Source organism: Streptomyces sp. NBC_00433, assembly GCA_036015235.1.
GTDB lineage: Bacteria > Actinomycetota > Actinomycetes > Streptomycetales > Streptomycetaceae > Actinacidiphila.
The window spans coordinates 8,545,922-8,571,607 of the sequence record CP107926.1 but is presented as its reverse complement, the minus strand read 5'-3'; the positions used below and the strand labels follow the sequence as shown (position 1 = coordinate 8,571,607).

21 protein-coding genes are annotated in these 25,686 nt (G+C 75.2%); 14 read left to right on the top strand and 7 right to left on the bottom strand.

All coding sequences use genetic code 11. From position 1 onward, the window contains the following. Window positions 1-7 precede the first annotated feature (7 nt). The 4 genes from OG900_37100 to OG900_37085 all read right to left on the bottom strand — a co-directional run bounded on the left by OG900_37100 (window position 8) and on the right by OG900_37085 (window position 5,778). Entirely contained in the window at window positions 8-1,213 is a 1,206-nt protein-coding gene (locus OG900_37100; protein WUH95225.1) for an alpha-hydroxy-acid oxidizing protein, read from the bottom strand. Window positions 1,214-1,249: 36 nt separating this feature from the next. Then, window positions 1,250-1,441, bottom strand: a complete 192-nt coding sequence (locus OG900_37095; protein WUH95224.1) for a DUF6381 family protein — start codon at window positions 1,439-1,441, stop codon at window positions 1,250-1,252. Between the two features lie 112 nt (window positions 1,442-1,553). Next, entirely contained in the window at window positions 1,554-3,023 is a 1,470-nt protein-coding gene (locus OG900_37090; protein WUH95223.1) for a hypothetical protein, read from the bottom strand. Window positions 3,024-3,477: 454 nt separating this feature from the next. Beyond that, window positions 3,478-5,778, bottom strand: a complete 2,301-nt coding sequence (locus OG900_37085; protein ID WUH95222.1) for an FUSC family protein — start codon at window positions 5,776-5,778, stop codon at window positions 3,478-3,480. A gap of 367 nt (window positions 5,779-6,145) precedes the next feature. Here OG900_37085 and OG900_37080 point away from each other — a divergent pair, with 367 nt between their 5' ends. From OG900_37080 to gndA, 14 genes are all read left to right on the top strand, one after another. After that, on the top strand, window positions 6,146-7,063 hold the full coding sequence (locus OG900_37080) for a dihydrodipicolinate synthase family protein (GenBank protein ID WUH95221.1): 918 nt from the start codon (window positions 6,146-6,148) through the stop codon (window positions 7,061-7,063). Between the two features lie 240 nt (window positions 7,064-7,303). Then, window positions 7,304-8,359, top strand: coding sequence for a LacI family transcriptional regulator (locus OG900_37075; protein WUH95220.1), 1,056 nt, complete (start codon window positions 7,304-7,306; stop codon window positions 8,357-8,359). Then, the gene (locus OG900_37070; protein WUH95219.1) at window positions 8,356-9,309 is read left to right on the top strand and encodes a sugar ABC transporter permease; all 954 of its coding nucleotides are present in this window, start codon (window positions 8,356-8,358) and stop codon (window positions 9,307-9,309) included. Before OG900_37075 ends, OG900_37070 begins: the two co-directional genes overlap by 4 nt. Window positions 9,310-9,386: 77 nt before the next feature. Next, window positions 9,387-10,217 (top strand): carbohydrate ABC transporter permease, encoded by an 831-nt coding sequence (locus OG900_37065; GenBank protein WUH96066.1) that lies wholly within the window; start codon window positions 9,387-9,389, stop codon window positions 10,215-10,217. Further along, complete coding sequence (locus OG900_37060) at window positions 10,217-11,536, top strand: sugar ABC transporter substrate-binding protein (GenBank protein ID WUH95218.1); 1,320 nt, start codon at window positions 10,217-10,219, stop codon at window positions 11,534-11,536. The genes OG900_37065 and OG900_37060 overlap by 1 nt, the downstream gene beginning before the upstream one ends. A gap of 166 nt (window positions 11,537-11,702) precedes the next feature. Next, the gene (locus OG900_37055) at window positions 11,703-12,812 is read left to right on the top strand and encodes an ADP-ribosylglycohydrolase family protein (protein WUH95217.1); all 1,110 of its coding nucleotides are present in this window, start codon (window positions 11,703-11,705) and stop codon (window positions 12,810-12,812) included. After that, window positions 12,809-14,167, top strand: coding sequence for an ADP-ribosylglycohydrolase family protein (locus OG900_37050; protein WUH95216.1), 1,359 nt, complete (start codon window positions 12,809-12,811; stop codon window positions 14,165-14,167). The genes OG900_37055 and OG900_37050 overlap by 4 nt, the downstream gene beginning before the upstream one ends. Then, window positions 14,151-15,296: an ADP-ribosylglycohydrolase family protein gene (locus OG900_37045; protein ID WUH95215.1), complete on the top strand. Its 1,146-nt coding sequence runs from the start codon at window positions 14,151-14,153 to the stop codon at window positions 15,294-15,296. The genes OG900_37050 and OG900_37045 overlap by 17 nt, the downstream gene beginning before the upstream one ends. Further along, window positions 15,293-16,876: an ADP-ribosylglycohydrolase family protein gene (locus OG900_37040; protein WUH95214.1), complete on the top strand. Its 1,584-nt coding sequence runs from the start codon at window positions 15,293-15,295 to the stop codon at window positions 16,874-16,876. The genes OG900_37045 and OG900_37040 overlap by 4 nt, the downstream gene beginning before the upstream one ends. Beyond that, window positions 16,873-17,802 (top strand): ribokinase, encoded by a 930-nt coding sequence (locus OG900_37035; GenBank protein ID WUH95213.1) that lies wholly within the window; start codon window positions 16,873-16,875, stop codon window positions 17,800-17,802. Before OG900_37040 ends, OG900_37035 begins: the two co-directional genes overlap by 4 nt. Window positions 17,803-17,924: 122 nt before the next feature. Beyond that, window positions 17,925-19,091 carry a CoA transferase gene (locus tag OG900_37030; protein WUH96065.1) on the top strand — a complete coding sequence of 389 codons (1,167 nt, stop codon included), beginning with the start codon at window positions 17,925-17,927 and terminating at the stop codon, window positions 19,089-19,091. 80 nt (window positions 19,092-19,171) lie between these two features. Continuing rightward, window positions 19,172-20,008 (top strand): aldolase/citrate lyase family protein, encoded by an 837-nt coding sequence (locus OG900_37025; protein ID WUH96064.1) that lies wholly within the window; start codon window positions 19,172-19,174, stop codon window positions 20,006-20,008. Window positions 20,009-20,182: 174 nt separating this feature from the next. Further along, on the top strand, window positions 20,183-20,986 hold the full coding sequence (locus tag OG900_37020) for a thioesterase family protein (protein ID WUH95212.1): 804 nt from the start codon (window positions 20,183-20,185) through the stop codon (window positions 20,984-20,986). Between the two features lie 128 nt (window positions 20,987-21,114). Beyond that, the gene (gndA, locus tag OG900_37015; protein ID WUH95211.1) at window positions 21,115-22,614 is read left to right on the top strand and encodes an NADP-dependent phosphogluconate dehydrogenase; all 1,500 of its coding nucleotides are present in this window, start codon (window positions 21,115-21,117) and stop codon (window positions 22,612-22,614) included. A gap of 24 nt (window positions 22,615-22,638) precedes the next feature. Here the strand turns inward: gndA and OG900_37010 are convergent, their stop codons facing one another. The 3 genes from OG900_37010 to OG900_37000 form a co-directional block, all read right to left on the bottom strand. Continuing rightward, on the bottom strand, window positions 22,639-23,043 hold the full coding sequence (locus tag OG900_37010) for a CGNR zinc finger domain-containing protein (protein WUH95210.1): 405 nt from the start codon (window positions 23,041-23,043) through the stop codon (window positions 22,639-22,641). Between the two features lie 394 nt (window positions 23,044-23,437). After that, entirely contained in the window at window positions 23,438-24,301 is an 864-nt protein-coding gene (locus OG900_37005; GenBank protein ID WUH96063.1) for a DMT family transporter, read from the bottom strand. Window positions 24,302-24,526: 225 nt separating this feature from the next. After that, window positions 24,527-25,498, bottom strand: coding sequence for an SDR family NAD(P)-dependent oxidoreductase (locus OG900_37000; GenBank protein ID WUH95209.1), 972 nt, complete (start codon window positions 25,496-25,498; stop codon window positions 24,527-24,529). Window positions 25,499-25,686 lie beyond the last annotated feature (188 nt).

Sequence of the window (25,686 nt, the reverse complement as noted above, 5' to 3'; positions counted from 1 at the left end):
GGGTGCCTCACGGCAGCGGGCGCAGGGCGGCCGGAGTGAGGTCGGCGCGGGTCGGGTAGCCGTCGACGGCCATGATCAGGTCGGCCTCGGCCAGCACGGTCTTCAGTACGTGGACGACGCCGTCGGTGCCGCCGAGCGCGCAGCCGTACGCGTACGGGCGGCCGATACCCACGGCGGTCGCCCCCAGCGCGAGCGCCTTGACCAGGTCGGCGCCCGACCGCACGCCGGAGTCGAAGAACACCGGCAGCCCGTCCGCCGCGGCGACGATGTCGGGCAGCACGGTCAGGGCCGGCAGGCCGCCGTTGGCCTGGCGCCCGCCGTGGTTGGAGCAGTAGACGCCGTCGACGCCGCCGTCCTTGGCGCGGCGGGCGTCGTCGGGGTGGCAGATGCCCTTGACGATCAGCGGCAGCTTCGTCACCGACCGCAGCCAGCTGAGGTCGTCCCAGGTCAGGGGATTGCCGAACAGCTGTGTCCAGAGGAGTACGGCGCCCTGCGGGTCGTCCGCCGGGTCCTTGCCGAGCAGGCGGCGGAAGACCGGGTCGGTGAAGTAGTTGGCCAGGCAGTGGCCGCGCAGCTGGGGGAAGTTGCCGGTGGCCAGGTCGCGCGGGCGCCAGCCGGTGACCCAGGTGTCGAGGGTGACGACGATCGCCGTGTAGCCCGCGCGCTCGGCCCGGTGGACCAGGCTCTCCGCCAGGTCGCGGTCGGTCGGCGTGTAGAGCTGGAAGAAGCCGGGGGTGCCGCCCAGCTCCGCGGCCACGTCCTCCAGCGGGTCGACGGTCAGCGTCGAGGCGATCATCGGCACGCCGGTCCTGGCCGCGGCCCGTGCCGTGGCGAGGTCGCCGTGGCCGTCCTGCGCGCACAGCCCGATCACCCCGACCGGCGCCATGAAGAGGGGCGACGGCCAGGTCGTACCGAAAAGCTCGACGGACAGGTCGCGCTCCCGGGCGCCGACGAACATCCGCGGGTAGAGGCCCCAGCGGGCGAAGGCGTCGGTATTCGCCCGCTGCGTGGCCTCGTCGCCCGCTCCGCCCGCGACGTACGACACCAGCGACGGCGGCATCGCCTCGGCCGCGCGGGCCTCCAGCTCGGCGAACGTCATCGGCAGATCCGGCAGGACGCCGCCGAGGGCGCGCAGATAGATGTCGTTCTGGTAGTTCCCGAACGCGGTGGGCAGGTGCGGTGGCGGCTGGTCGCTCATCAGGCGGTCGCTCATCAGGCGTCGTCCTCGCGATCGGGCAGGCGGGCGTGGTTATTGCGCAGGGTAGATGTCCCCGGCCGCCATCATGCTCTCCTGGTCGCTGTCCGACTCCAACTGCTCCGCTCTCCGCTCGAGTCGGGTGCGCTCCGCGGTGTTGGCCGCGTGCTCGGCGTCCTCGGTGAGCTTGTCCGCCTGGGCGCGGAGCTGCCGGATGTGCCGGCGCGATTCGTCTGTCGTTGTCATGGCCTGGCCTCGCTCCATGCGTGGGTGCCCTGGCTACCAGCGAACCAGGCCGCGCCGCCGTCGGCCACCGGTGGGGCGGTACGGAGCCGGGTCGTGCGCCGAGCGGCCGGGGTCACCGGGCGAAGTAGGCGCGGAAGCCGGGCAGTGCCGCCGAGCGCCAGTGCCGGGCGAAAGCGGGCGGGCGGCCGCCTGGCGCGACCAGGACCGCGACCGGCCGGTGGCGGGCGGCCGCCAGCAGTCCGGCCGCCGTGATGCTGCGGTCGGCGCCCGCCGTCTCGCGGGAGGCGCAGCCGGTGTAGAAGGCGGCGGGAATCGCCGAGTCCCCGGAGAGCACGCACGGCGGCCGCACACCGTTCGCGTGCAGCCCGGCGGCGACGGCGTCGTATCCACCCCGCGCGCGCCGGTTGCTGTCGACCGCGGTGAGCAGGACGCTTCCCTGGATCGCGAGGTGGCCGCACAGGGCGACGGCGATGACGGCGGTCACGGCGGGACGCAGCCGGCCCGTATCGCGGCCGGCCGCCCACCACAGGCACTCGGCCACCGGGATCGCCAGCAGCGCGTAGGCGGGCAGCAGGAACCGGGGAGCGGCGTAGCCCACCGTGAAGAGATACGGGGCGGCGAGGAAGGCCGCGGTCAGCAGCGGCAGCCAGACCGTGGCCCGGCGGCCGCGCCAGGCCGCCGCGGCGCCGCCTGCGGCGAGCAGGGGAAGCGCGAACCACCACGCGGCGGTCGCGCGGTGCCGCCACGGGACGTCGCACGGGCGGCACAGTGTGCGGCCGTCCAGCGCGCGGACATGGTCGTCCACGGCGAAGTGCAGGCCGAGGCCGCCCTCGATCGCGCTGGAGCGGTGCAGCCTGGCGGCGGGGCCGCCGTAGCGTACGTACGCCTCGGCCACCCACTCCGCGCAGCCCGCGAGCAGGCCCGCCGCCAGCACCGCGAGCAGCGCGGGACGGCGCCAGCACCGGACGGTCAGGGCGGCGCCGGCCAGCGGCAGCACCAGCCACACCGCGTCCGGCGGCCTCATCAGGCCGACCAGTGCCACCCCGGCCGCCAGCCCGACGAGGGCGGCGCGGTCGGTGCGGTCGCGGGCCGCGCGCAGCATGCAGCCTACGGCGGCCAGGCCTCCGTAGGCGCTCCAGAGGTTGGGCATCACCTGGGACCCGTAGAGCAGGGTGATCCACAGCCCGGCGAGCAGGCCGCCGGCGAGCGCGAGCGTCCGGGCGGGCAGCAGCGGGCGCCACACGCGCAGCGCGACGAGGAGTCCGGCGCCGGACAGCAGGGCGAGGTAGACGCGCAGGGCGGCGGTGGAGGAGGTCAGTGCCGCGACGGGTGCGGCGAGCAGGGAGATGCCGCGGGCTCTGGGCGCGCTGAAGAACGCGGCGGGTACGTGGGCGGAGACCTGGCTGGTGTAGACGGTCTCGTCCCAGCCCAGCCCCGAGCCGGGCACGGCGAGCACCAGCTGGGCGACGACGAAGGCGGCGCAGACCGCCACCACCCAGCCGAGTGCGCCGGGCCGGGCGGCCGCGCCCGTGGCGGTCCCGGCGGGCAGCGGGCGGACCCGTACTCGGAGCCTGTCGGACATCGGCGACCTCGCAGCTCGCAGCGGCGGTACGGCGGCGGGAACGGCCCGCCACGGTCGACTCTCGCCGCACGGGCGGGGCCGGGACCACTCGACACGGCGTAAGGACGGGAGGGAAAGTCCCGCCGACCGGGACCGACCGCCGGGACCGTCCCCCGCGCCGCCCTCCGCGGGCGCGTCGCACCGCGCCGGGCAGGCGCACCGGGGCGGCCCGCCCGAGCCATGACGGGCCCCGGCCGGGCCTGGGCCGGCCGTTCGGGTCAAGGCCGTGGGCCGTCCCCAGCACAGTCAGCCGCGCCGAAGCCCACGGCCGGCGCCATGCCCCGGGCAGCCCGACGTCTGGCCAGGACCGGCCGCAGGGCCGGAGCCCGCCGCCCCGGCCACGACGGCCCGGGAGGCGACCGTTCAGGCGTGCGGTGCGGGCCGCGTGAACCGGCGGGCTGTCGGAGGCGGTCGTTCAGGGCAGGGCGTGGGCTGCCGTCGCCAGGGAGGTCTGGAGGCGGCGGGCCGCGTCGAGGTGGTCGCCGGTCCATATGATGCGGACGGCTGTCGCGGTCGCCCGGCCGCGTTCGTCGCGCAGGTCGCGGTGGACCGCCTCGACGAGGCGGCCGTCGGCCGCGAGGTCCTGCGGGAGGGGGGCGGGGACCGGGTGGCGGCCGTCGAGGCCGTCGGCGAGGCCGTGGTACCAGGCCGAGACGCGGTCGGCGCCGGACAGCAGTTCGGAGCGTGCCGCGGCCCGCTCGGAATCGCTGTGGGCGTCGCCCGCCCGCTGCCACATGCCGAGCACCGCGTCCGCGGCGAGCCGCAGGCCCACGACGCCGGTGACGAGCGTGGTCATCTCCGCGAGCGGTACGGGCTTGGGTCCGCGCTCGGCAAGGTAGCTGCGGAAGGCGTCGTCGAGCCGCCGGGCCGCGGCGGCGGCCTGCCGCCCGGCGGCCAGCGGGACCGCGGCCGGTTCCGGGCCCGCGGTGCAGCAGCCGACCGCGTAGTCGACGGCTCCTGCCAGGTAGTCGGCGCTGTCGGCGTACGCCTCCGCCAGGGCCTTGCCCACTGCCGCGGAGGCGCCGCGCGGCCAGAAGAAGAGGCCGACCACGATGCTGACCGCGCAGCCGAGCGCGATGTCCTCGACGCGGAAGAGGCCGACGTGCCAGTCGGGGATCTGGCCGATGTTGAAGAGGATCACCAGGGTGACGGTGAAGGCGGCCTGGCCCGCGGCGAAGGAGATCGCGGCCGGTGCGACACCGGCGATCAGGACGGCGAGCGGCAGCAGGAACCAGAGCAGGACGCTGTTGTGGCCGATGAGTTGGAGCAGCGCCGCTCCGACGATCGAGCCGGCGACCGTGCCGGCCAGCCCCCTTATCGCGTTCTGGCCGGTGTTCAGGGCGTTGGAGCGCAGTACGGACAGGGCGCCGAGCACCACCCAGAAGGAGTGCTGGACGGTGGTCACGTCGGTGAGGGCAATCGCGAGGCCGAGGCCGACGGCGCCGCGGACGCTGTTGTGCAGCCACACCGAGTGCGGGTCGACGTGCGCGGCGGCGCGCTCGCGGGCGGCGGCGAGCGGGTGGGCCAGGCCGCCGGGCTCGCGGCCGAGCAGCCGGTCGGCCCAGCCGCGGCGGTCGGCGGCGGCGGCGAGGTCGACGTTGGCGGCGATCTGCAGGACGGCGAAGCCCAGTTCCTGGGCGCGGAAGGAGACGTCGAGCGAGCTGAGGAAGTCGGTGACCTCCTGGTCGCCGTCGGGCACGGCGTGCCCGCCCGGCAGCCGGGTGGTGGCGTCGTGCTCCGTGGCGTCCAGCGCCTTGCGCAGCTCCTCGACGGCGGCGCGCAGCGGTGCGGGGTCGGTGTGCCGGCCCTCCAGCAGGTCGGCGGCCTCGTCCAGGGCGTGCGCGGCGGCCCGCTTGGCCAGGCAGGGCGCGGCCACGTGGCCGCGGGCGGTGTCCTGCGGGGTGCCGCTGTGGGCGACGATCGCGGTCAGCCAGGTCAGCTCGTCGACCAGCCGGACCAGGGCGCGGGCCCCGGTGGACAGGCCGGTGGGGCGGTAGGGCGTGGAGTCGAAGGCGCGGCGGAGCCGTTCCGCGGCGCCGGCGGCGCCCGCGGTCGCGGCCTCGCAGTCCTCGGCGGTGGGTACGTCCGGGCCGAGCACCAGGGCGGCGTCCACGCGCAGCCGTAGGGCGACCGCCCTGCAGACGGCGGCGGCGGGCGCGCTCAGCGGGTCGGTGGAGGGGCGCGGCCACAGCAGGGTGACGGCGAGCATCGAGGCGGCGGCGGCGAGTCCGGCGCCCGCAAGCCGGTCGGGCAGCGCGGACATCGGGGCGGCCAGCGACACCGGCAGGATGAAGCCGAGCAGCAGCGCGGTCGTGGCGCCGGCCAGCACGGAGCTGACGATGCCGGAGAAGAGCACCAGGAAGCCGATCACGACCATGATGGCCACGCTCAGCCAGGTCACCCGGGAGACCGCGGTGCCCAGGCAGATCATCCCCGCCCAGGCGACGGCGAGGGCGGCGTGGGCGCGCAGCCGCTGCACCACGGGCCCGCTGAAGTCGACGAGCAGCAGCATCGAGAAGGCGCCGAAGGCGGCGAAGCCGGCCATGGCGGGCGAGCCGATGCCCTCGCTGCACAGCGCGAACAGCGCGGGCATCACGATGGCGCCGCGGGCGGCCCTGCGGGTGGCGGCCAGCCCCGGGTCCTTGGCCCGCAGCCTGGCCGGCAGTGCCCGTAGCGCGCGGCGGGCGCCGCTCGGGTCACGGGTCGGGGTGTCCATGCGGGGCGCTCCTCCGGTCGGCCGGGCGCGGCACCCGGGCTTCCCCGGCACACCGCTGGCGTCGAGTATCGCGGGTGGGGGCTCGTGGTGGACCGGTGATCCACCACCCGGTCACCGCGGGCCCGGACTGCCGCGGCTCGGCGGACGACCGGGGCTATCACGAGCCGCGGTACATACCCGGGAGCCGGGTCTCGACCGCGCCCCGCGTCGGAATACCGGCCCGCGTGCGTAAGACCCGGTCCGCGGCCGCGGCTGCGGACCGGCTTCGACGTGCCGCCCGCGCGCAGGGCGCGGCGGAGAGGTGGGCGCCTCTACAGTTCCCGGAAAATCCGCAGCGACCGCGTCCCCGGCGAGTGAGAAGGTCTGGATGTTCCACGGAGTCGTCCCTCCCCTGTGCACCCCGCTGACCGAGGACGGGGAGGTGGACACCGCCTCGCTCGAACGCCTCGCCGGCTTCCTGCTCGACGCCGGGGTGCACGGCCTCTTCGTCGGCGGATCGACCGGGGAGATCGCCCAACTCACCGACACGGCGCGGGACACCGCGCTGCGTACGGTCGTCGCCACCGCCGCCGGGCAGGTCCCGGTGCTGGCCGGCGCGATCGACACCGGCACCCGGCGGGTGCTCGAACACGCCCGGCGCGCCCAGGCGCTGGGGGCCGACGCGGTGGTGGTGACCGCGCCCTTCTACGTCGGGGTCGGCGAGGCCGAGGTCAGGGCGCACTACGAGCTGCTGCACGCGGCGCTCGAACTGCCCGTCGTGGCCTACGACATCCCGTCGAACGTCGGCTACAAGCTCCCGCCCGCGCTGCTCGGCGAGCTGGCGCAGGCCGAGGTGATCGCGGCGGTCAAGGACTCCTCGGGCGACCTGGAGTCCTTCCAGCGGGTGTTGGACCTGACGGCGGGCAGCGGCGCGGGCTGCCTCACCGGCTCCGAGACGCTGGCGGACCTGGCGATGGTGCGCGGCGCCGACGGCATCGTGCCCGGCCTGGGCAATGTCGACCCGCACGGCTACGTGAGGCTCTACGAGGCCGCGCGGTCCGGTGACGCCGCTGCCGCGCGGGCCGAACAGCGGCGGCTGACCGAGCTGTTCGGCATCATCGAGGTCGCCGACCGCGGCCGGGTGGGCCGGATGTCGGGCGCGCTCGGCGCCTTCAAGGCCGCGCTGGTCGCCCGCGGGGTGATCAGGCACGCCCACACCCAGGCGCCGTTGCTGCCGCTGACGGACGCCGAGTCGCGGGCGGTCGCCGGCCTGGTCGCCGCCGCAGGCCTCGCCCCGGTCCGGTGACCCCCGTCGTCCGCGGCGCACATCGCGCCGCGGACAGGCTCGGCCGAGGCGCTCCGAAGATCGCGCTCCGGACAAGATTTCCCCGAACGCTTCCCTCCGGGTGGTGATCTAGGTCACAATTGATTGACCGTCAGTGAAACGTCCGCGCAACATTGCGGAAACTGCTGCTCCCGTGAGGGGCGGGAAAAGGATCGTTCTGTAAACGTTTACAGTTTGCCGCCGGCCAGCAAGGGGACCACCATGACGACTTCGGGCGGACCGCCCACCGTGGAGACGATCGCCGTGCGGGCGGGAGTGTCGATCGCCTCGGTCTCGCGCGTTCTCAATGGTCACGGGGCTCGTCCCAACACTGTCCGGCGGGTCGAGCAGGCCGCGGCCGAACTGGGCTACGTGCCCAACGGGGTGGCCAGGTCCCTCAAGGGCGGGCGTACACGGCAGCTGACCTTCGCCATGCCCGACGTGGGCAACCCGGCCTATGTCTCGATGGTCCGGCAGATACAGGCCGTCACCAAGCCGCTGGGATACCGGCTGCTGCTGCACTCCACCGACGCCGTCGCCGAGGACGAGCTGGACGTCGTGCGCAGCCTCGCCGACAGGACCAGCGACGGGCTGATCCTGTGTCCGATACGGGTGACCGACGCGCATCTGGAGGTGCTGGCGCGCGCCGCCCGCCCGGTGGTGGTCATCGGGTCGCTGCCCGGCGCGGCCGCGGTCGACAGCGTGCGGGCCGACTCTGTGTCGGGCACCCTGCTCGCGGTGCGGCACCTGATGGAGCGCGGCCGGCGGCGGATCGCCTTCATCAACGGCCCGTCGGACACCGTCCCCGGGCGCAACCGCAGGATCGGCTACGAGACGGCGCTGCGCGAGGCCGGCCTCGTACCCGACCCGGCGCTCACCGTGACCACCGACTTCGGCATCGAGGCCGGCGCGCTGGCCGCCCACCGGCTGCTGGACGCGCACCCGGGCATCGACAGCGTCTTCTGCGCCAACGACCAGCTGGCGCTGGGCGCCGCCCATGCCGCGCACGACCGGGACCTGCGCATACCCGACGACCTGGCGGTGGTGGGGATGGACGACAGCGAGCTGGCCAGGGCCGGCCATCCGGCGCTGACCAGCGTGGACCTGGGGTCGGCGGAAAGGGGCAGGCTCGCCGCCGAGATGCTGGTCGCCCGGCTCGACGGCGGCGACCACGAGGTGCGCTGCGAGACGGTCGCACCCCGGCTCGTGGTTCGCGAGTCGACCACCGGCGCGCGGATCAGGTCCGCGGGCGCCGCTGTCGCGGCGGGCGCGTCATGACCGCCGCCACGGCGGCCCAGCCCCGGCCGGGCGCCGGCACTCCCCCGCCGCGTACGGCGGCCGCCCGCCGCCGGATGCTCGGCCTGGACCGGGACGCCTGGTTCCTGCTGCTGCCCGCGCTGATACCCGTGCTGGTGCTGAGCGTCGGACCGCTGCTCTACGGCATCTCGCTGGCCTTCACCGACGCCCAGTCGGGCGTCACCCGCTCCACGTCCTTCACCGGCGTGCGCAATTTCGCGGACCTGCGGCTCGACTCGCTGTTCTGGGACTCGTTCAGGATCGGCCTGATCTGGGCGGTCTGCGTGACCGCCCTGCAACTGCTGCTGGCGCTGGGCCTGGCGCTGCTGCTCGACCAGAACCTGCGCTTCCGCTGGCTGGCCCGCACCCTGGCGCTGGTGCCGTGGGCGATGCCGGAGGTCGTGGTCGGCATCATGTGGCGGCTGGTCTACAACCCGGACGCGGGCATCCTCAACAACACGCTGCGGCACCTGCACCTGTCGTCCGGGCACACCGACTGGCTGTCCGGCCTGTCGCTCGCGCTGCCCGCGGTGATCGTGGTGGGCGTGTGGTTCGGCATGCCGCAGACCACCGTGGTGCTGCTGGCCGGCCTGCAGAACGTACCGCTGGAATTGCACGAGGCGGCCGCCATCGACGGAGCAGGGGCCTGGCGCCGCTTCACCACCGTGACCTGGCCGACGCTCAAGCCGGTGGTGCTGTCCATCACCGCGCTCAACTTCATCTGGAATTTCAACTCCTTCGGCCTGGTGTACGTGCTGACCAGCGGCGGCCCCGGCGGCAAGACCCGGCTGCCGACCCTCTTCGCCTACGAGGAGGCCTTCCGCTACGGGCAGTTCGGCTATGCGGCGGCCATGGGCCTGGTGATGGTCGCGGTGATCGCCGTGCTGCTCACCGTCTTCCTGCGCAACCGTCTCAAGGAGGCCGACCAGTGAGCTCCGCCGTACCCGCCTCCGAGCAGGCCGCCCCGCGGCCCGTCCCCCTGCCCCGACCGAGCCCCGTCCGGCGGGCATTGCGCCGCCGCGCGGGCCGGACCGGGCAGTACGCGGCGCTGCTGTGCTATCTCGTCTTCCTGGCCTTCCCGCTGCTGTGGCTGATCTCCACCGCCTTCAAGTCGCCCAGGGAGCTGGGCTCCGTCGACCCGACCTGGCTGCCGCGGCATCCGACGCTGGGCAATTTCCGTACCGCGCTCGACGAGCAGCCGCTGCTGCACGCGGCGCTCAACAGCCTGCTGGTGGCCGGGGCCGCCGCGATCGTCTCGGTGGCGGTCGCGGTGCCCGCCGCCTACGCGATGGTGCGGTTCAAGGGCGCGGTCAGCCGGGCCGGCACCGGCTGGATCCTGGTCAGCCAGATGTTCCCGCTGGTGCTGATCATCATCCCGTTGTTCATGGTGCTCAAAAATCTGCACCTGATCGACTCCCGCCCCGGTCTGGTCGTCGTTTACGTGGTGTGGACGCTCCCCTTCGTGCTGTGGATGCTGCAGAGCTACGTCAGAGCGGTACCCGTGTCGCTGGAGGAGGCCGCCGCGATCGACGGCTGCGGGCGGCTGCGGACGCTGCGCAGCGTGGTCCTTCCGCTGCTGGCTCCCGGGCTGATCGCGACCCTGATGTTCGCCTTCGTCACCGCCTGGAACGAGTTCTTCTTCGCCCTGGTCCTGCTCAAGTCGCCGGAGAAGCAGACGATGTCCGTGATCCTCACCCATTTCACCGGTGCCGAGGGCGCCGCGGACCTCGGCCCGCTGGCCGCCGCGTCGCTGCTCGCCACCATCCCCAGCCTGGTCTTCTTCGCGCTGCTGCAAAAGCGCCTGGTCAGCGGGATGCTGTCCGGGGCGGTGAAGGGCTGATGCGCCGCCGCGGCCTGCTCACCGGCGCCGCCGCGACCGCCGCCGCCGCTGGTTCCGCCGCCCTGCTGTCCGGCTGCGGCTCGTCGGCCGCCTCCGGTGCGCCCACCCTGGACTTCCTGTCGCTGGCCTGGCAGGAGGAGTCGGTCAAGGCCAACAAGGCGCTGGTGGCGCAGTGGAATTCCGCGCACCCCGAGGTGCGGGTCCGCTATGTGCAGGGCAGTTGGGACGACGTCCACGACCAGCTGCTCACGTCCTTCGAGGGCGGCGCGGCGCCCGACATCATCCACGACGAGGGCAACGACCTCACCGACTTCGGTTCCGGCGGCTACCTCGCCGACCTGACGCGCCTGCTGCCCGCGGCGGCACAGAGCCGTATCCCGTCCGCCGCCTGGGACATGGCCCGCTTCGACGGGGGGCTGTACGGCGTGCCCTTCCTGCAGGAGCCGCGGGTGCTGATCGCCAACCGCACGCTCCTGGCCGAGGCGGGCATCGAACTGCCGGACGCCGCGAAGCCGTGGACGTGGGACGAGTTCGAGGACATCGCCAAGGAGCTGTCGCGCCCCGGCGGAGCCGGCGAGCGCTACGGCGTGGCCTGGCCGATGAGTTCACCGGTCAGCGTGACGCTGAATCTCTCGCTGACCACCGGCGGCAGGATCCTCTACCGCAAGGACGACGGGGGCACCGAAGTCCGCCTGGACCAGGCGGACTCGGCCTTCGCCGAGCTGGTACGCCGCCAGGTCGGCACGGACAGGTCGGCGCCGGCAAGCGCGCTGGGCATGAGCGGCGGCGACACGCTGCCCGGCTTCTTCGCGGGGCGCTACGCGATGCTGCCGCTCAACCTGTCCTACCGGCAGCAGATACAGCAGCAGGCGCCCGCCCGCTTCGACTGGGTCACCCTGCCGCTGCCCGTCGGCGCCGGCGCCCCGGACGGCGGGCGCGCGCAGGGCGTCAGCCCGCAGACGCTGTCGGTGTCCAAGGACTGCGGGCACAAGGCGGAGGCCGCGGCCTTCATCGACTTCATGACGCAGACCGGCCCGCTGGTGGAGCTGGCCAGGGGCGACTGGATGGCCCCGACCGCCACCGAGGCGCTGCGCGATCCGTCGCTGACCACGGACAAGCTCGGCTGGAGCACGGGCATGTCGGTGGCCGCGCATCTGGTGGCCTCCCCCGCGCTGGGCAGGCGCGGCTATCCCGAGTGGTCGGACAAGGTCGCCACCCCCGCCCTGCAGCAGTTCTTCAGCGGCGGCATCGGCCTGGACTCGCTGCGCAAGAAGCTGGTGCGCGACGGCAACCGGGTCTTCGACCGCTACCGCACCTGAGGCGCCACCGGCGCAGCCGCCCGCCCCCGATCCCGCAGCCACGACAAGGAGCCGACGACATGCCAGCAGCCGCGTACCGCCTGCTGCCGCGACCGCCCCCCCGGTCGCGCAGGAACACGGCGGACGCACGCACCACACAGCAGGACTCACCAGGAAATGGCACGGCATGAGCACAACTCCCGCCTCACCCGACACCTCCGGCCCATATCTGACCCCGTCGCCCCCGCCCCACGGCGCCCGCCGACCCGCCCCCGCACCCGGCTCACCGCGCGACCACGCGCGCGGCGCACTGACCGGCCTCGCCGTCGGTGACGCGCTGGGGGCGCCAGCCGAGAACATGAAACCGTCGGCGATCCGCAAGCGCTGGGGCCGTATCGAGGACTTCGTCACCGACGACCCGGCGGGCACCGACGACACCGAATACGCGATCCTGTCCGGCCTGCTGCTGGCCCGGCACGGCTCCGCCCTGACCACGGGCGACGTCGAGACGGCCTGGCACGTGTGGATCGCCGACCGCGACGAAGGCCCCTTCAAGGGCGCGGGCTTCAGCGAGCGCGGCACCCTGGAGAACCTCCGCCGGGGCCTGGCCTCGCCGATCACCGCACAGCACCGGCACGCGTGGAGCGACGGGCTCGCGATGCGGGCCGCGCCCTGCGGGGTCTTCGCCGCCGGGCGGCCCGCCGAGGCCGCACGGCTGGTGGCCATCGACGGCACGGTCAGCCATGAGGGAGAGGGGATCTACGGCGGGCAGGCCGTCGCGGCAGGCGTCGCGGCGGCGATGGGCGGCGGGGACTGCGCCGCGGTGATCACCGCGGCGCTGTCCGTGGTGCCCGAGGACTCCTGGACCGCCCGCTCGCTGCGGCGGGCGGTGACGGTGGCCCGCCGGGTCAGGCTCGACCCCGGCCTGACGGTGCTCGACCGGGAGCGGGCGCTGCGTGCCGCGGTCGTCATCGGCGGCTACCCGTGGACCGACCTGGCGCCCGAGGCGGTGGGCCTGGCCTTCGGCGCCTTCGCCCTGGCCGGGGGCGACTTCACCGGCTCGGTGCTCACGGCGGTGAACATGGGCAGGGACGCCGACACCACGGCCGCGGTCGCGGGCGCACTCGCCGGTACGCTCGGCGGCTGCTCGGCCATCCCGCACCGCTGGTCACGGGCCGTCAGAGCGGTCCGCGGCAGCTGCCTTCCCGCTATGGCCGGCTATCACGTCCACGACATCGCCGACCTGCTCTCCCCCGCCGAGCCCGGCCACGCCACAGCGGGGCGGGCCGCCTCATGACCCAGCAACCCTGTACCGCCGACGCGACACCAACCCAGCCCCCGAGCGGCCCGGTGGCGCCCCGCCGCCCCGCCCCGGCCCCGCGCACCACCGAAGCGCCGCCGCCGCGGCACCCCGCCGTGGGGCGAGCGGCCGCCGGCCTGCTGAGCGGCCGCGCAGGGCGGCCGGGAGACGGCGAGGCACGGTCACGGGTCGAAGGGCTGCTGCTGGGGCTCGCCGCCGGGGATGCCGCCGGATGGCCGGCGGCACGGCACCGGGCGGCGCGGATGCCCGAGTGGACACGGCGGCTGACGCGTGAGCTGGACACCTTCGCCGAGCAGAACGAGACGACCACGCTGCCCGTGCCGATCGCCCTCAACCAGCCCCCCGAGCCGCTGCGGCTCGGCCCTTCCGACGACGCCGAGTGGGCGGCCTTCACCGCGGAGGCGGTGCTCGCCTCGCGCGGGGCGCCGCTCAGCGACCTGAGCCGCGACCGGCGGGTGCGCGCCGCGGTGGACCTGGCCTGGATGTCGCTGGCCGCCGAGATCTCCACGGCGGCCGCCCGCGCGCCCGAGGTCGAGTCAGCGGTGATCCCGCTGCGGGCCAGGATCTCGGTACGCGCGGGGCTCGGCAATCTCGCCACCGGCCTGCGCCCGCCCGCCACCGGGCACGACAACCCGCACTTCTTCGACGACGCCGCCTGCGGGCGGGCCTGCGTGCTCGCCGTCGTCCACCCCGGCGACCCGGCTGCGGCCGCGGACCTCGCCGAATACGACGCGCGCTACACCCAGGACGAGGACGGGGTGCACGGCGCCCGCGCGATGGCCGCCGCCGTCGCGCTCGCACTGGCCGGCGCCCCGACGCAGGACTGCGTGGCCGCGGCCCTGGGCCAGTTGCCGCCCGGCTCGGAGATCGCGCGCAATGCGCAGCACGCGGTGGCCCTGGCCCGGACGGCCGGTGCGGCGGGCGACGGCGTCCACGGGCGGGCGTTCGGCCTGGTCCCGCTGCTGGAACACCAGATCATCGACCACGTCTACAGCTACGGCATCGCCGCCGCCGACACCGTGCCGGTCGCCCTCGCGCTGGTCCTGGCCAGTGACGGCGCCGTGGACGAGGCGGTGCCCGCCGCCGCGTGCCTGTCGCGGGTCGCGGACTCCGCGCCCGCGCTGGCGGGCGCGCTGGCCGGCGCGCTCGGCGGCGCGCGCTCCCTGCCCGCCTCCTGGCGGGCCGCGTGCAGGACCCTGGCCGGCTGCGCGCTGCCGCGGCTGGCCGGGCTCGATCTCGTGGAGCTGGCCGGACGGCTGACCGCCGTGGAGCCGTCCTTCACCGCCCAGGAACGACCAGGAGGACTCGGAATCCATGAAACTGACGCTTGAGGACCGCGTCGCGGGCTGCCTCGCCGGCGCCGCCGTCGGGGACGCGCTGGGCGGCCCGGTCGAGGGCTGGACGCCGGAGCAGATCGCCGAACGGCACGGCGGCCGGGTGCGCGGCATCGTCGGCCCCTTCCACGAGGACTGGCGCACCGCGCGGCCCATCGCTCCCTACCACAAGGGCGACGGCCACGTCACCGACGACACCCTGATGACGCACGCGCTGGTCAGGGTCTACGCGAAGGTGCGCGACCACCTGGACGCGTACAGCATCGCCGAGCACCTGGTGCCCGACCTGATCGGCACGCCCCGGTGGATACCTGAGCTGGAGGCGGAGGCGCTGCCCTTGCAGCGGATCTTCCTGGCCGAGAAGTGGATCGTGGCCCGGCTGCACTACGGGCACGTGGACCCGCGGGAGGCGGGTGTCGGCAACATCGTCAACTGCGGTGCGGCGATGTACATGGCGCCGGTCGGCGTGGTCAACGCCGGCAACCCCGCGGCGGCTTACGCGGAGGCGCTGGAGGTGGCGGCGCCGCACCAGTCGTCCTACGGGCGCGAGGCGGCGGGTGTCTTCGCCGCGGCCGTGGCGGCGGCCTTCGTGCCGGACGCGACCGCGTCGAGCGTGGTGGACGCGGCGCTGGCGCTGGCCAAGGACGGTACGCGGGCGGCGATCGAGGCGGTGTGCGAGCGGGCCGCGTCCTGCGACGACTGGGAGGGGGCGCTCGGGCCGCTGCGGGAGGCGGTCGCGCCCTTCGACACGGTGGGGCCGCGCTACCGCGAGCCCTCGCTCGGTGCCCGGCGCCCGTCGCGGCTGCACGCCATCGAGGAACTCCCCGTCGCGCTGGGCATGTTGCTGGTCGGCGGCGGCGACTACGAGGCCGCGGTGCTCGGCTCGGTGAACTACGGGCGGGACTGCGACTCGATCGCCACCATGAGCGGGGCGATCGCCGGAGTGCTCGGCGGCACCGGGTCGGTGCCCGCGGGGTGGAGCGCCGAGGTGGGCCGGGCCAGCCGCCTCGATCTCCACGCCCCCGCCGCGGAGTTGACCGCCGTCACCCGGGAGGTCTTCGCCCGGGACACCGAGCGGCGCCGGGCCCATGAGACGGCGTTCACGGCCCTGGCGGGGGTGCGATGACGCTGCCCGCCGGGGACGTACGGCTGACCTGGGTCCAGCCGGAGGACCTGCTCGGCCACGAATTGCGCCAGGCGGCGGAGGACGGCCGCGACCCGGCCGAGGTGCGCCGCCGGTGGCTGTCCGCGGGCGGCCACCTCGCCCCGCCCCGCGCGGGCGCCTCCCCCGGCCCGACCGCTCCGGCGCTGCGCGCACTGGCCGAGCGGCTGCTTGACGAACTGGCCTTGATGCCGGGCCTGTTGGACACGGCCGAGCCGACGGAGCTGACGGCGATCCACGCGCTCGCCCCGGCGTGGTCGGCCCGACCGGGCGGCACCGGAGGACCGGACGCGACGCCCCTGCCTGCGGTGGAGCACGCCGTCCGGCCCGAGCCGGACGGTTCGGCGTCGAAGGGGTCGCACGCGGGGGCGCCGCCCACCGGTCCCGGGACTCGGGGTGGCGGGCACACCGCGGCAGCGGGAGCGGTGGCTCAGACGACCGCACGCGGCAACCAAAATGTGCTGGCCGACCGGCTGGAAGCCGGGTGGCTCGGGCGGGCCGCCGGGTGCCTGCTCGGGAAGCCGGTGGAGAAGCTGACGCTCGGCGGGATCAGGGAGATCGCGCGCGGGACCGGGAATTGGCCGCTGGACGGCTGGTTCACCGGAGTCGGGCTCGACCCGGCCGTCTCCGGGCGGCATCCGTGGAACCGCCGCAGCGCGGGCACCTCGCTGGCCGAGAACATCAGCGGGATGCCGGAGGACGACGACCTCAACTACCCGCTGCTCGGGCTGCTGTTGCTGGAGCGGCACGGCCACGGCTTCCGCACCGCCGACGTGGCGCGGCTGTGGCTGGACGAGCTGCCCGCCGGGCGGACCTTCACCGCCGAGCGGGTCGCCTACCGCAATCTGCTGGACGGGGTCGAGCCGCCGCTGACCGCCACCCGGCGCAATCCCTTCCGCGAGTGGATCGGCGCGCTCATCAGGGCCGACGTCCACGGCTGGACGCATCCCGGCGATCCGGCCGCCGCCGCGGACCAGGTGTGGCGGGACGCGGCGCTGACGCACACCTCGAACGGCGTCTACGGGGCGATGTTCGCCGCCGCGGTGATCGCCGGGGCGGCGGGCGGCGGCGCCGACGTCCACGCGTGCCTGGCCGCCGGGCTCGACGTGGTGCCCGCGGGGTCGCGGCTGGCGCGGGCGGTGCGGTTCGGGGTGGCGGCGGCCCGTGCGGAGCCGACCGGTGAGGCCGAGGGCTTCGCGGACGTGGTGGACGCGCTGCATTCCGCCTACGGCGACCACCACTGGGTGCACGTCCTGCCGAACGCGAGCCTGCTCGCCGCCGCCCTCACCCACGCGGACGGCGACTTCACGGGCTCCATCACCCGCGCGGTGTCGGGGGGTTGGGACACCGACTCGAACGGCGCGACGGCCGGCTCCGTCGCCGGGCTGCTCGCGGGCTCGCCCGCGGCGCTGCCGGGCCGGTGGACCGACCCGCTGAAGAACCGGCTGTCGACCACGGTCGGCGGCCTCGACGGCATCGGCTTCGACACGCTCGCCCGGCGCACCGCCGCGCTCGCGGTCCTCCCGCAGGAAGGCAGCTCATGACAGCACCGCCCCCACGACCGGCCGGGATCGCGGTCCTGGGCAGCGCCAACATGGACCTGGTCGCCTATGTGAAGGTCGCGCCGGCCCGCGGGGAGACCGTGACCGGGGAGTCCTTCCGCACGGTCGCCGGCGGCAAGGGCGCCAACCAGGCCATCGCCGCCGCGCGGGCGGGCGGCGCCGTCGCGATGATCGGCGCGGTCGGCGACGACGACTTCGGCGGGCGGCTGCGTGCCGCGCTGGCGGACGCGGGCGTCGGCACCGGCCAGTTGCGTACCGCGCCGGGACCCAGCGGCATCGCGCAGATCGTGGTGGACGGCGAAGGGCACAACGCGATCGTGGTGGTGCCCGGCGCCAACGGCACGGTGACGGCACTGACACCGGAGGACGAGGCGGTGATCGGCGCCGCCGGTGCGCTGCTGCTGCAGCTCGAACTCCCGCTGGCGGGCGTGCTCGCCGGGGCGCGGTCGGCCAGGGCCCAGGGCGTGCGGACCGTCCTCACGCCCGCCCCCGCGCAGCCGCTGCCGGACGAACTGCTGGCTGTCACCGACCTGTTGGTGCCGAACGAGCACGAGGCCGCCGCGCTCAGCGGCGAGCGCGATCCGCGTGCGGCGGCCCGCGCGCTGCTCGACGCAGTGCCCGAGGTGGTGATCACGCTGGGCGCGGCGGGCTGCCTGCACGCGGCGCGCGGCCGGGAGCCGCTCGCCGTGCCCGCGCTCGCGGCGGACGTGGTGGACACCACCGCGGCGGGCGACACCTTCGTCGGGGCGCTGGCGGTGGCGCTCGGCGAGGGCCGGGCGACCGCCGACGCGCTCGGCTGGGCGACCGCCGCGTCGGCGCTGTCCGTGGAGCGCCCCGGTGCCTCCTCCTCGATGCCGGACCGCGCGGCCATCGACGCCCGCGCGGCCGCCGCGCACCCGAAACCGTAGAAAAGACGACCCTCACGCACATCGGAACAGAGGTAGGTCCCATGCACCATCCGCATCCGCAGGACGCGGCACCCTCCGCCCCGTCAGATGCCGCCGATCCGCCGTCCGGCCCGCTGGCCGGTATGCGGGTGCTCGACCTGGCCACGCTCTTCGCCGGGCCCGGCGCCGCCACCCTGCTCGGCGACTTCGGTGCCGACGTGATCAAGGTCGAGCACCCGCGCAAGCCCGACCCGTCCCGCGGCCACGGCCCGGGGAAGAACGGCGTCGGCCTGTGGTGGAAGCACCTCGGCCGCAACAAGCGCAATGTCACCGTCGACCTGTCCACGCCCGGCGGGCGCGACGTGCTGCTCAAGCTGGCCGCGTCCGCCGACGTGGTCATCGAGAACTTCCGCCCCGGCACCCTGGAGAAGTGGGGCCTCGGCTGGCCGGAGCTGTCCGCCGCCAACCCGCGGCTGGTGCTGGCCCGGGTCACCGCCTTCGGACAGTTCGGGCCGTATGCCGACCGCCCGGGTTTCGGCACCCTCGCCGAGGCGATGAGCGGCTTCGCCGCGACGACCGGCGAGCCGGACGGGCCGCCGACGCTGCCGCCGTTCGGCCTGGCCGACGCGGTGGCGGGGCTGGCGACGGCCTACGCGGTGATGGCGGCGCTCGCCGGCCGCGACCGCACCGGCGCCGGGCAGGTGGTGGACATGGCGATCATCGAGCCGATGCTCGCGGTGCTCGGCCCGCAGCTGCTCTGGTACGACCAACTCGGCTACGTCCAGCCCAGGATGGGCAACCGCTCGGCCAACAACGCTCCCCGCAACACCTATCGCACCGCCGACGGCTGCTGGCTCGCGGTGTCGTCGTCGGCGCAGTCGGTGGCCGAGCGGGTGCTGCGGCTCGTCGGGCACCCGGAATTCACCGACGAGCCGTGGTTCGCGACCGGCACCGGGCGCGCGGCGCACGCCGAGGAGATCGACAAGGTGGTGGGCGACTGGATCGGCCGGCACGACCGGGAGGAGGTGGTGGCCGCCTTCGAGTCGGCGCAGGCCGCCGTCGCTCCGGTCTACGACGTGCGCGACGTGGTGGCCGACCCGCAGTTCCGCGCGCTGGGCACGGTGGCGCGGGTCGAGGACGAGGACCTGGGGCAGTTGCGGATGCAGAACGTGCTCTTCCGGCTGTCGGCCACCCCCGGTGCGATCCGCTGGACGGGCCGCCCGCACGGCGCCGACACCGCGGAGGTGCTGGCCGAACTCGGCCTGACCGCACCGCAGATCGCCGCGCTGCGCGAGGAGGGCGCGCTGTGAGCCGCCAGGTCCGCGCCGCCGTGCCCGCGCCGGGGAGCGGCCCGGACGCGGGCCTCCGGCGCCGCCCCCCGGTCGCTCCCATCGCCTTGACCTGGCTGTACGCGCCGGGCGACCGGCCCGACGTGGTGGCCAAGGCGCTGCGGTCCGGGGCGGACGTCGTGCTGGTCGACCTGGAGGACGCGGTCGGCCCCGACCGCAAGGACTACGCGAGGGCCGCGACCGCCGAGCTGCTCGCCGATCCGGTCGCGGGCCCGGCGGCGGTGCATGTCCGGGTGAACGCCCTGGACGGCCCGCTGTTCGCCGCTGACCTGGCGGCGCTCGCCGGGCTGCCGGGCCTCGGCGGGCTGCGGCTGCCGAAGGTCTGCTCGCCGGGGGACGTCGCCCGGGTGGTGCGGATGCTGCGCGAGGCAGGGGACGTACCCGGGCTGTATCCGCTGCTGGAGTCCGCGCTCGGGGTGGAGAACGCCTTCGCGATCGCGTCCGCCGACCCGGCCGTCGAGGGTATCGCGCTGGGCGAGGCCGACCTGCGGGCCGACCTGGGGCTCGCGGACGAGGAGGCGCTGGTGTGGCCCCGGGTCCGTACGGTGGTCGCGGCGCGGGCCGCGGGGCTCGCGCCGCCGGCCCAGTCGGTCTACCCCGACGTCCGCGACCTGCCGGGGCTCGCCGCGTCCTGCCGGCGCGGCCGCTCCCTGGGCTTCCTCGGCCGGGCCGCGATCCACCCGCGCCAGCTCCCGGTGATCGAGCGGGCGTATCTGCCGTCGGCGCCGGAGATCGCTGCGGCCCGGGAGACGGTGGCGGCGGCCGACGCGTCCCCGGGCGCGCTGGCGCTGCCCGACGGCCGCTTCGTCGACCCGGCGGTGGTGGCCGGCGCCCAGCGCGTCCTGGCGCTGGCCGCACGGGCGGAGGCGACCGCTTGACGCGCCCGGCCGAGTAGCGCGGTGGGCTCCCCGGCCGGGGCACGCCGGGCCCGTACCGCGGTGGGCGGACGCCCGCCTACCGGAACGGTCCGCTCGGACCGCACCGCGCGCCGTACCGCCTGGGCGGCTCGCTACGATCGGCGCGCCCTACCATCCCCGGCCGCGGAGGCGCGCGTGACCAGTGAGGCGTTCTACCGGAGTCTGGGCGGCGGGCGGTACGAGAGCGGCCCGGCGACCGCGGGGCCGTGGAGTTCCGAGGCGCAGCACGCGGGCCCGCCGTCCGCGCTGGTCGGCCGGGTGATGGAACGCCACGGGGCCAGGCCAGGGACGCGGATCGCCCGGGTGACGATCGACCTGCCGCGCCCGGTGCCGGTCGGCGACCTCCACGTGGAGGTCGAGACGATACGCGCCGGCGGGCGCACCGAACTGCTCGAAGGACGGATCACCTCGGGCGGCAGGACGGTGCTGCTGGCCAGGGCGTGGCGTCTTGTGGCGGCCCCCGACCACACCCCGGCGCTGAGCCCGCTGGCGCCCGTACCGCCGCTGCCCGGTCCGCAGCCGCCGCAGGCGATGGCCGGGGCCCATCTGGACGGCTACGTGTCCGCGATGGAGTGGCGCTTCCCGCCGGGTGCGCCCGGTGCCGCCGAGCCGGGCTTCGACACTCCGGGGCCGGGCACGGCCTGGGCGCGGCAGCGGATCCCGCTGGTGGCGGGCGAGGAGGACACGCCGCTGACCCGGGCGCTGACTCTGGCGGACAGCAGCTGGGCGGTGGGCTTCGAGCTGGACCACCGCGGGGACCTCGTCATCAACACCGACGTGACGCTGGTGCTGCACCGCGACCCGGTCGGCGAGTGGATGTGCCTGCGGTCGGCGACCGCAGCGGCGGCGGGCGGCTCGGGCCTGGCGCAGGGCGAGCTGCACGATCCGGCGGGCGAGTGCGGGCGGATCCTGCAGACGCTGCTGATCGCCGCGCGCTGAGCGGTACGCCGGGGGCGCCGCGCCGAGCCTTTCCGTTTCGCGGTGATTTGTCCGCCATAATCGTGGGCAGGGAGCAGTCTGCAACACCTCCGCGGCACGCATCCGGCGACACGACAAAGGGTGGACCCATGGCCTCCGCAGACCAGGCGGCGCAGAACAGCAAGGGACCGGGTGGCGGGACGCCGCCCGGCAAGGCGCAGATCGGGGTGACCGGTCTCGCGGTGATGGGCCGCAACCTCGCCCGCAACCTGGCCAGGCACGGCTACGCCACCGCGGTCCACAACCGCACGGCGGCCCGCACCCGCGCGCTGGTCGAGGAGTTCGGGAGCGAGGGCACCTTCGTGCCGTCAGAGAGCGCCGAGGACTTCGTCGCGTCGCTGGAGCGGCCGCGGCGGATCATCGTCATGGTCAAGGCGGGCGATCCGACCGACGCGGTGATCTCGGAGTTCGCGCCGCTGCTGGAGCCCGGCGACATCATCGTGGACGCGGGCAACGCGCACTTCGCCGACACCCGGCGCAGGGAGAAGGAGCTGCGCGAGCGCGGCATCCACTTCGTCGGCGCCGGCGTGTCCGGCGGCGAGGAGGGGGCGCTGCACGGCCCGAGCATCATGCCGGGCGGCTCGGCGGAGTCCTACCAGGCCCTCGCGCCGATGCTGGAGGCCATCGCGGCCAAGGCCGACGACGGCTCGCCGTGCGTGACCCACATCGGCCCCGACGGCGCCGGGCACTTCGTCAAGATGGTGCACAACGGCATCGAATACGCCGACATGCAGCTCATCGCCGAGTCCTACGACCTGCTGCGGCACGCGCTCGACCTGCCGCCCGAGCGGATCGCGGAGGTCTTCCGCGGCTGGAACCAGGGGCGCCTCGACTCGTACCTGATCGAGATCACCGCGCAGGTGCTCGCGCACACCGACGCGGACACCGGCAAGCCGTTCGTGGACATCGTGCTCGACCAGGCCGAGCAGAAGGGCACCGGGCGCTGGACGGTGCAGACCGCGCTCGACCTCGGGGTGCCGGTCAGCGGCATCGCCGAGGCGGTCTTCGCGCGGGCCGTCTCCGGGCACGCCGACCTGCGGGAGGCCGCGCGCGGCCTGCCGGGCCCGACACCGACCGTGCTGGACAGCGCGGCCTACGACCGCTTCGCCGAGGACGTCGAGCAGGCGCTCTACGCGTCGAAGATCGTCGCCTACGCGCAGGGCTTCCACCAGATCGCGGCCGGCAGCGCCGAATACGGCTGGGATGTCGACCAGGGCCGCGTCGCGGCGATCTGGCGGGCCGGCTGCATCATCAGGGCCGCTTTCCTCGACCGCATCAGGGCGGCCTTCGACGCCAGGGGCGACCTGCCGACGCTGCTCATCGACGAGCACTTCAGCGAGGCGCTGCTGAGCGCGCAGAGCGCCTGGCGCCGCGTCGTCAGCACGGCGGCGGAGCTGGGCATCCCCACCCCGGGTTTCGCCGCCGCGCTCGCCTACTACGACAGCCTGCGCGCGGAGCGCCTGCCCGCCGCGCTCATCCAGGGCCAGCGCGACTACTTCGGCGCCCACACCTACCTCCGCGCCGACCGCCCCGGCACCTTCCACACGCTCTGGGCGACCGAGTCCCGCGACGAGGTCACCCCGTCCTGACCCCGCCCGCCCCGGGCGCGGCCCTCAGCGAGGGTGCCGCGCCCTGAAGGCGGCCGCCTTGGTGCGGTTCTGGCAGGCCGTCGAGCAGAACCGGCGGGCGGCGCTGCGCGAGGTGTCGACGTAGACACGGTCGCAGGCCGGGGCCGAGCAGACACCGAGGCGGTCGGCGAGGTCGCCGCCGAGGAGCATGGCCAGGCCGGTGGCGCAGGCGGCGCCCCAGCCCACCGCGAAGGAGTCCTCGCGGCCGTGGAAGTGGACCTGCCGGCGGCCGTCCGGCCCCCGGTCCAGCTGGGGCCTGGCGCCGTTCGCCGGCAGCAGGGCGTTGAGCGCCTCGCCGGCGTCGTCGAGGCGGCCGGCCGCCACGGCCTCGAAGCCCGCGCGCAGCTCGCCCGCGGTGTCCGCGAGCCGGTCCGCGTCGACCCGGGCCACGCCGCTCCCGCCGGGCACGGACAGCGCGACCGCGACGGAGCGGCAGCGGTCGTCTCCCCGCGGGGCGGTGGTCTCGGCGGTCAGGCCGGCCGACGACCGCTCGGGCGACGTGGTGGTACGCCCCTACGAGGCCCACGGCCGCCGGGTGCGGGCGGTTCTCACTCCCGGGTTAGCCGGGCGGCGCGGTGACCGACCTGCTGGGGCGTCCGGTGCCGGACGACGGCAGCGGACGAGGTGGCAGGTTCCGTGGTGCGGCTGGCGCTGCGGCCCTTCCAGATCCTCAGTGGGGCGGGCTGAGCCGACCGCCGCGCGAGCGCGCGGGCATCGCCGGTCGGAGGGGTCCGGCGGTGCCCGCGGATCTGCTCCGCCCCCGCCCGCGCGCGGGCGGCCCCGCTCAGTTGCCCAGCTCGCGGGTCAGCGGCACCGCCCGGGACAGGTAGAGGGTGCCGCTGATGATCAGCCCGATCCCGGCCAGCTCCGGCACGAGCCACCAGCCGGTGCGGATGTGCTCGTCGTAGACGGCGACGCCCAGCAGCAGGCTGACGGTCGCGTCACCGAGGGTCAGCGCCGGTTGCGAGGCCGCGATGGGTCCGGCCTGCAGCGCGTTCTCCAGCAGGAAGACCGCCGTCACCCCGGCCACCACGAAGCCGTACGTCTGCCAGGTGGCCAGGAAGGCGCCGAAGCCCTTGTCGGAGAAGGTGTCGGCGGCCGACTTCAGCAAGGCGGCGGTCAGCGCGTTGGCCACGGCGGCGGCCGACCCGAGCAGCGCCGCCCGTACCGCGCCCGACGGCCGGTGCCTGGCCAGACCGACCGCGACGGCGGTCCCCGCGACGCAGGCCACCACCGCCGGGATCCAGCGGGCCATCGACGCCTGCGAGGAGCCCCCGGTGGGCGCGGCGCTGGCCAGCGCGAGCACCAGGCCCGCCACCATGCAGCCGACCGCGTACCAGCCCGACGTGGGCAGGCTGCGGTGCAGCACGGGGAGGGCGATCAGCAGCGCGAAGGGCAGCTCCAGGATGAAGACGGGCTGTGCCAGCGCCAGCGGGCCGGTCACCAGGGCCAGGGCCTGGAAGAGCGCCGCGCCCGCCACGCCGCAGATGCCCAGCAGCCACACCGGCTGCTTGACCAGGTCCATCACCAGCCGCACCTTGAGCGCGTCCTTGGCCGGCACGGTCAGCGCGGCCTTGCGCTGCAGCACCGTACCGGTCGCGTTGCTCGCCGCCCCGAGGAGCGCGAAGATCACGCAGAGCACCAGCAGGGTGGGCCTCCGGTGGCGTCGTGGCACCGTGCCGCGGAAGGCGGCGCCGGGCGCGTGAGGGTCCGCGGCCGGGCGCGGACGTCTGTCCTCCCCAGCATCCGCCGCCCCGCCCGCCGCACCGGCCACCGGCCGGGCCGACCTGCGCGCCCTTCACCCGATCGCGCCAGCGCCCCGGGGTCGCGGCCCCGGGGCGCCGGTCTCTCACGCGCGGCCGCGGCCGCGGTTTCAGGCCGCGAAGGCGTCGACGCCGGTGAGCCGCGCCGACAGGGACCACAGGCGGGACGCCTGGTCGGGGTCGATCGCGTAGTCGCGCACTCCGCTGCGGGTGCCGTCGGCGGAGCCGGGCTCGGCGATCTCGCAGTCCTCCAGGTAGACACCGCCGAGGCCGTCGAGCGCGGGCGCGGTCGCCGCCCAGACCTGGGTGGCCGCGCCCTCCTGGGTGGACTTGAAGCCGGCCGGGTTCAGCGGCTTGCCGTCCTCGTCGATCCAGCCGCGCTCGACCATCTCGGCCTTGGGAAGGTGCCGCTGGAGCGGGGTGAGGATGCCGCCGGGGTGCAGCGCGAAGGCGCGTACGCCACGGTCGCGGGCGAGCGCGTCGAGCTGCCGGGCGAAGAGCACATTGGCGGTCTTGGCCTGCCCGTAGGCCTGCCACTTGTCGTAGCCGTGCTCGAACTGGATGTCGTCCCAGCGGATCGGCGAGTTGTGGTGGCCGCCGGAGGACACCGCCACCACCCGGGCGCCGCCCCGCTCGATCGCCGGCCAGAGCCGGTTGACCAGGGCGTAGTGGCCGAGGTGGTTGGTGGCGAACTGCGCCTCCCAGCCGGGTCCGACCCGGGTCTCGGGACAGGCCATGACGCCGGCGCTGTTGATGACGATGTCGATGTCGCGGCCGGTGGCGAGGAAGCGGTCGGCGAAGTCGCGGACGCTGTCGAGGTCGGCCAGGTCCAGCTGCTCCACCTCGACGCCCTCGATACCGGCGAGCGCATCGGCGGCGGTCTCGGGGCGGCGGGCCGGCACCACCACGTGGGCGCCGGCCTTGGCCAGTGCCCGGGTGGTCTCCAGGCCGATACCGGAGTAGCCGCCGGTGACGAGCGCGAGCTTTCCCGACAGGTCGATGCCGCGCAGCACGTCGTCCGCGGTGCTGTGGGCGCCGAAGCCCGAGCCGATCGGTTTCTGTGGTGTCTGTGGCGTGGTCATGCTGTCGAGGCTAGGAGCTGAAGTGCGCTCCAACGCAAGTCGCCGCGCTCCACCCGTCCCCGCCGCGTCGGACCCCGTGCCGCAGCGCGTTTTCGCTACGCCTTGCGCGATCATCGCGCACACCGGGCACGCTGCGAACTGCGGACGCCGCATCGGGCCACTAGGCTGAACGGCGGACCTGCACGGAG